The organism is Burkholderia sp. MSh2, assembly GCF_000731655.1.
GTDB lineage: Bacteria > Pseudomonadota > Gammaproteobacteria > Burkholderiales > Burkholderiaceae > Burkholderia > Burkholderia paludis.
In genome coordinates, this window is record NZ_JPGM01000126.1 from 1 (window position 1) to 6,252 (window position 6,252).

Genomic DNA, 6,252 nt, shown 5'->3' on the forward strand with positions numbered 1-6,252 from the left:
ACATCACGGAGCAGACGTTCTACCGGTGGCGAAACAAGTTCGGCGGTATGGATGTGGCCGAAGCCCGTCGGCTCAAAGAGCTTGAATCGGAAAACGAGCGGCTCAAGCGCCTGATTGCCGAGCAACTGCTGGTGATCGATGGCCTGAAGGAGTTCAGCCGAAAAAAATGAATACCCCGACGGGCCGGCGCGAAGCGCTGGAAGTCCTGATCCGGCGGGGGCTGCCACAACGCAAGGCATGCCGTTACCTGGGCTTGAGCCGCCGGGTGCCGGCCTACAAACCTAGACAGCCGGAGAAAGATCGGCTTCTGGGCGAGCAGTTGATCGCAGCGTCTCAGGAAGTGCCGCGCTTTGGGTATCGACGTATCTCGGCCTGGCTGTCGCTGGGCGAATCGCGGGTGCGCCGCCTGTGGCGAGCCCTGAAGCTGAGTATCCCGAGACGGCGCCCGCGTCGCAGACGCTGCGGCAGCGACATTCGCCTGCCCGGCGCGACGCGGCCCAATTCGGTCTGGAGTTACGACTTCGTCCACGATCAGCTGGTAGACGGCCGGGTCTTGAAGATGCTGTGCGTTATCGATGAATACACGCGGGCATGTCTGGCGATCGAGGTCGGCGCCAGCCTGCGCTCTCAGGACGTAATTCTGGTGCTGTCGAGGTTGATGCGGTTGTATGGCAAGCCGGCGTTCATCCGGTCGGACAACGGTGCGGAATTTACCGCTGCCCGTGTCATGCGCTGGTTGCGCGACGCGTCTGTCGGCCCGGCCTTCATCACGCCGGGTAACCCATGGCAAAACGGTTTCGTCGAAAGCTTCAATGGCAAGCTGCGCGACGAACTGCTGAATCGCGAATGGTTCCGCAGCCGCGCTGAAGCCAGGGTGCTCATCGAGCAATGGCGTCAGTTCTACAACGAGAAGCGGCCACATAGCGCCCATCGTTACCAACCTCCGGCCACGGTCCGTCGAGCCTGGCCGGAGTCCGATAATATCGACATGCGACTCACTGCTTAACTGGCTACAAAATCCCGCCGCAGGTCACTCCATATACGCATCAGATGGAATGTGATGCGGTGTGAGGTTGTCACCCGTTGATCCAGCTCTCTTCAGGTCCCTGTACTTTCCAACGTCTCCTTCGCCGGGAAGCAACGACGGGCAACAACATCGTGTGGGCCCGGTAGGATCAGTCCACTGAACGGGGTTGGGTGCGTACTGATAAACCTCTCACTCAACATCAACCCAACGAAAAAAGTGCAACTACTCCGGCCGGATAAGTAACTCTGCAGCCCTGGCAAACTCATAGGCCAAAACATCGTCATCTCGCCTGTTCTTCAGCGCGCGCTCCAAATATGAGCGCGCCTCTGATTTTCGATCCAGTTCATACAACAAGTCACCCAGGCATACCAATCCCTGAACTAACGCCACCTCGTCGCTTTCGTGCTCGGCTTCCACGATAACTTCCCGCAATATCGCCTCCCCGCGATCAACGGCCCCTCGATCTAGGAGCATAAGTGCTTTTTGAAATTTCTGACGAGCCGCCATAAACCCTCCCATCGATTAACAACGTGACCCGTATCGACCTGAAAAATTTCGCGACGATTTCGGGATGTTATAATTTCTCATCATATTTTTGGTCTGCGACTCCAAATCCTTACGGGTGAAATTAGGATTGTTACTATACCAATTTTGCCAGTCCTTATTCCATCCGTCCGCGTGCAAGCTGTTGTGTTCGGCGTTCGGTATCTGGGCAATTTGACGATGGATATAGTCCTCAGGATCGGCGATGCCGACGCTCTTCATTTGTGACGTAAAATCATCGTCTCGCAGCATGGCTTGAGGAATCAGGTGATGTTCTCGAATTTGAGCCGGTCCAAACCGCTGCCGCCATTCGGTACTGCATCGTGACAACCCACCCTTTGTTGTTCCTGTCACTGTTGGCTGCAGGCCGAGTGGATCAACCCAACTAACGGGGTTCGGCGCGTATTGATAGACGTTGATGCCGCCCGCCAACCCGATCGGGTCTGTCGAGATGAACCGTCCGGCGTTGGGGTCGTAGTACCTGTGCCGGTTATAGTGAAGGCCCGTCTCATGGTCGAAGTACTGCCCCTGGAAGCGGATCGGATTGCGGATACCCGCCTTGCGCGCCGCCTCTCTGATCACCTCCTTCGCTTCGCCCCACGCCTTGTAACGCACTGACCAGGCGACTTCGCCTGCCTCGTCCGTCACCTCTTGCGGTGTACCAATCTGGTCGCACTGGTAATAGCCAATCTGTGCGAACATCCTTGGCTTGTTCGTGCGGCTCCACAGCGGGTCACGGTCGATGTCGTAGTGCTCATCGTATTCCGGCTGATCGTGCAGTTCAATCCAGCCTGCGTGAACCGCTTGCGCAAGCGGGACGAAGCTATCCGGCTCGTACACATAGTGCGTCGTGCGGCCACTGCCGCCATACTCGCCCGTGCCACTCTCCCACGCCAACCTATCGCCGCCCCACCCGTATAGCGTCATGCCATACCCGTTCTCCGCGTTCAGCCGCGCCGTCTCGGCCTCCCGATAGCCACTGCCGTCATACGAACTCTGCCGAACCCAAGCGTTCGACTCCTTCGCCACTCGTCGACCCAACGCATCGTACCAATAGCGCACCGTCACCTTGCCGTTACTGCATCGAACGAGTCGAACTTATCAGGCAATTTGGCCTACCTCGCCTGTCACCTCCTGCGGCGTATCGATCTTCTCATCTAGTGAATAAATAGCAAAGGTTCACTATCGTTTTTCAGAAAATCCATGGAATTAGACAGCGTCGTCGAAGCCCAGTCAATTTCCTCAATTCTCCTGAATTCGATACCGGCATCTACCTGCCTTACCTTGACTTCGTCAACAAACCTCTCTGAGCAAAAAATAGGATCTTGCCCGGAATATATATTTTTAATCTTAAACAAATCGCGATTCACTCCTGCTTTAATCGAAATACTTTCAATAGAGAATTGACCGCCAAATTCATCAGGCATCAAAATCGACGATTCCTTCACCACGCCTTCCGCAGACTCGTACACATCTCGAGCAAACGAAATAATGCGATACTCTCTTTTCGAAATACAAACACCATGCCGATCGACAACATGTAACGGCTGCATCTCCCGAAGATGAACATCGAAATCCACGAGCACCCTTAAAAACTCCAAACTCACCAAATTGAATTTTGAGCCAGCCCCTCCAGATCTGACATCATACAAAATTAATTTATCACGAGAAATAAGAAACATTTCACCCGGGAAAATAATCTCGCGATCATCAAACTGGTTATACCATGGCTTCACCCAATATTCGAGCGCCTCGACATCCTCAACAAATTCATCATAGATAATACCCTGCATGGATCCAACCGGGCATCCTCGCTCCTTCCTTTCCAACAAAACGTAATATTTCATACCAAAGCCTCAAAATAGTCGAACAGGATTACTCCCCGGGGCCATCAAAAGAAGCCTGTTTTGGCTCTGTAACTGCGCGATCTTATCTCGCGCCGTTGCCTCACTGATATTTTTTTAATCAAATTCTTTTCGATATTATCAACTCTAGCCTCAACGATCGCCGAGTAAACTCCATGAGATCCGCAATGATAAAATTTACGCTTCATGGCCTTCGCTTTTGCTTCACTATCCGGCATTAGCAAGCCATTCTCTTTAGCATCCCTCTTACCCTCCAGTCCAATCTTGTTAAAAAATGCCTGATGTCGACCCCACACTTCCTCGGGAATTAAATGATGCGCCTGCATGTGATCGCCAGTCGCCCCGCCAAGATTGCGGTTCAAAGTCGAACTACATAAGCCTTGTGGATCAGTCCATTGGACAGGATTGGGCGCATACTGAAAGACGTTGATGCCACCCGCGAGGCCGATCGGGTCCTTCGAGATGAAGCGCCCCGACACGTCGGATCGTAATACCGATGCCGGTTATAGTGAAGGCCGGTTTCAGCATCGAAGTATTGCCTTGCAAAGCACAACGAGCCACATCATATCGACATGCGCCATGATTCCAGCAAACCAACCTCAAGTACACGATTAGCTTCGCCGTTCTCGATTGTGCCTACATATGTACGGTCAATCTCGATTTCAAACTCAACGCCGGTATCCCGACTATAGGCTTTTAGGAAGCCAATCAGCGATGACACGTCGGAATAGGACGATTGTTCGACAACTTGATCTCGAATCGCATTGGTTGGGAAGAATAGGACGCATCCGACCGAACGCACCGGAACGTCTTCCGGACGTGTGCATCCCTCGTCATCCACCTCGTCGAAGAATTGGGGTAAGCCATTGGACCATTTGTGTGCGCTCAACGAGCCAACAATCGACTGAAAGCGCGCAACATCATTCTCATCAAAATCGCTGCTGATGATAGCTACAAGTGGTCTCTGATCGTCCATCATCTCACCCGCATGCCCCGGGTCCCCCCGGATTGTTTCTAAAGCCTCCGTGCATATGTGCATCCATATTCCGAGATTCTGGTAACGGTATCGTCACAGGACTACCGCCGATGTGATGCATTGGGATCTTTTCCCCTCGCAACGATTCGTCCCCCGGGAATGCACTGATCCACGCGTCATCGACAATGGGCGTTTTTCCCTGTGCAATTTTCCCTTTATTTTCCGGACTCGGAATGTCCCCGTTGCCCGTTTCATCCCACAAATCGCGGAGCCCGCGCCAATCGCGCGGATTGTTCCGCTTCACACCGAGTCGTGTACAACTGAGTCCCAGTGGGTCAATCCACTCGACCGGGTTAGGCCCGTATTGATAGACGTTGATGCCGCCAGCCAACCCGATCGGGTCCTTGCTGATGAACCGTCCGACGTTGGGATCATAATACCGATGCCGGTTATAGTGCAGCCCGCTTCAGCGTCGAAGTATTGCCCCACAAAGCACAGCGGATTGCTAATCCCTGTCCGGCGTACCGTGTTGCTCATCACCTTGCGCGATCGCCTATTAATCCGTGTTTCCTTAGCTGGTCAATAGCTCCGAGGGGCAACCTAGAGCTCACCTCTCCCCAAGCGTCAAGCCTTTGAGACTCACCAACAGATCTGTCAGCGAATCAGCCGATCTCTCCAGAAATTTCAGGTTCATTACCCCCATTCCAACCTCAAATACCTCTCCACTAGAATTAATCAAAATTGCTTGGCCACCGCTATCATCCCCAATCATGAAGTATCCCGGAAGATACTTTTGAACTTCATATTCCATATTTCTCTCAGGCAAAATTTCTATTTCATGCAAAGCCAAACAGCCCATCGAATTTAGCCCATTGGTGATTTGCAGAAAATCAACGTATTCCTTAGAAAAAAACAGCCCGATCTTCGCCTCCGCAACGTTAATCTGGCTAGAGGTCGCTGAAATTCTCAGTTCGAAGTGTTGACTAAGATACTCTCTATTTAGCATTGAAAGCTCCCAAACAATCGAAATATTTGTAATTTTACCGAATCGCTCGTCTCACAACACTTTCTGGAACACCTGCTGCCCTCATCTGCCGGGCAGCCTCATTAAACTCTGTCTGCACATCCGTATTGAAGCCGTTTCGATTTCGGAATGCCCGCTGCATGCCAGAGATTTGAGCGTGGACGGAGTCCGAAGTGCTCGGCAGCAAAACCGCCGGTGCAGCTCCAGAACTATAAGTCCCGTTAGGGAACACCTGCTGCTTTTCCCATTCCTGCTGAATTGGATGATGCGACTGCACAAGCCCGTCGGCAACCGTATTCGTGTTACCCGGTGCCCGATTCGCTTGGGGACTAAGGTTGCCGTGTTGATCTGCATCATTCACACGATAGCCACCTGGCCGCCTGCATGCCAAATCAAGCGGATCAATCCAGCCTATCGGATTGGGCGCGTATTGAAAGACATTGATCCCACCCGCCAGCCCAATCGGGTCCTTGCTGATGAACCGTCCCGACGTCGGATCATAGTACCGATGCCGGTTATGGTGCGGGCCCGCCCGTATCCGTCCTACCTTGCCTTCGCATTGCATCAGCGGGCAACTGCCATGTTGCCCGCCAACCAAGAAATCAATACAGCACTGCTACATTCAATTCAATTTAGACAGAACGAATGAAGCCCTCTCCTTAATTTTATCTGAGACATCCCCTTGCATCGCAACAAGCCGAGAAATAATTTCAGCCGCCCCCCCTCCATCGCCCAGTCTTAAATTATTGATCAACACATTCCGAGAATGATCTCCATTCAGCAGTCTGAATATGAATGTATCCAACCAATCAGATGC

General features: G+C 52.6%; 9 protein-coding genes and 4 pseudogenes. 1 reads left to right on the forward strand and 12 read right to left on the reverse strand.

The window, feature by feature from the left end:
* Nucleotides 1-1,006 (forward strand): IS3 family transposase gene (locus GQ57_RS37695; protein WP_152603476.1). Its coding sequence is split into 2 segments (ribosomal slippage), with 1,007 coding nucleotides annotated over them: nt 1-159 and nt 159-1,006; the frame shifts between segments, so codons are not numbered across the junction. This gene is flagged as partial in the annotation.
* 243 nt (nt 1,007-1,249) lie between these two features.
* Here the strand turns inward: GQ57_RS37695 and GQ57_RS37700 are convergent.
* The 12 genes and pseudogenes from GQ57_RS37700 to GQ57_RS44075 all read right to left on the reverse strand — a co-directional run.
* Nucleotides 1,250-1,534: a hypothetical protein gene (locus tag GQ57_RS37700; protein WP_034200586.1), complete on the reverse strand. Its 285-nt coding sequence runs from the start codon at nt 1,532-1,534 to the stop codon at nt 1,250-1,252.
* Between the two features lie 395 nt (nt 1,535-1,929).
* A pseudogene (locus GQ57_RS44215) lies at nt 1,930-2,629 on the reverse strand (RHS repeat-associated core domain-containing protein); the annotation flags it as partial.
* 98 nt (nt 2,630-2,727) lie between these two features.
* Nucleotides 2,728-3,417, reverse strand: coding sequence for an Imm43 family immunity protein (locus tag GQ57_RS42815; protein WP_152603477.1), 690 nt, complete (start codon nt 3,415-3,417; stop codon nt 2,728-2,730).
* Nucleotides 3,418-3,461: 44 nt separating this feature from the next.
* Nucleotides 3,462-3,761: an AHH domain-containing protein gene (locus tag GQ57_RS42820; RefSeq protein WP_152603480.1), complete on the reverse strand. Its 300-nt coding sequence runs from the start codon at nt 3,759-3,761 to the stop codon at nt 3,462-3,464.
* A 47-nt stretch (nt 3,762-3,808) separates the two neighbouring features.
* Nucleotides 3,809-3,982, reverse strand: a pseudogene (locus GQ57_RS42825) (RHS repeat-associated core domain-containing protein); the annotation flags it as partial.
* A gap of 15 nt (nt 3,983-3,997) precedes the next feature.
* Nucleotides 3,998-4,414, reverse strand: coding sequence for a hypothetical protein (locus GQ57_RS42830; protein ID WP_175190432.1), 417 nt, complete (start codon nt 4,412-4,414; stop codon nt 3,998-4,000).
* Between the two features lies 1 nt (nt 4,415).
* Nucleotides 4,416-4,715, reverse strand: a complete 300-nt coding sequence (locus GQ57_RS44535; RefSeq protein WP_367649399.1) for a hypothetical protein — start codon at nt 4,713-4,715, stop codon at nt 4,416-4,418.
* Nucleotides 4,716-4,730: 15 nt separating this feature from the next.
* A pseudogene (locus GQ57_RS44070) lies at nt 4,731-4,921 on the reverse strand (RHS repeat-associated core domain-containing protein); the annotation flags it as partial.
* Between the two features lie 97 nt (nt 4,922-5,018).
* The gene (locus tag GQ57_RS37710; RefSeq protein ID WP_052001635.1) at nt 5,019-5,417 is read right to left on the reverse strand and encodes an SMI1/KNR4 family protein; all 399 of its coding nucleotides are present in this window, start codon (nt 5,415-5,417) and stop codon (nt 5,019-5,021) included.
* A gap of 34 nt (nt 5,418-5,451) precedes the next feature.
* Complete coding sequence (locus GQ57_RS41115) at nt 5,452-5,796, reverse strand: hypothetical protein (RefSeq protein WP_425322023.1); 345 nt, start codon at nt 5,794-5,796, stop codon at nt 5,452-5,454.
* A gap of 24 nt (nt 5,797-5,820) precedes the next feature.
* Nucleotides 5,821-5,964, reverse strand: a pseudogene (locus GQ57_RS44540) (RHS repeat-associated core domain-containing protein); the annotation flags it as partial.
* A 93-nt stretch (nt 5,965-6,057) separates the two neighbouring features.
* A partial coding sequence (locus GQ57_RS44075) for a hypothetical protein (protein WP_235215200.1) occupies nt 6,058-6,252 on the reverse strand: 195 nt, incomplete at its 5' end.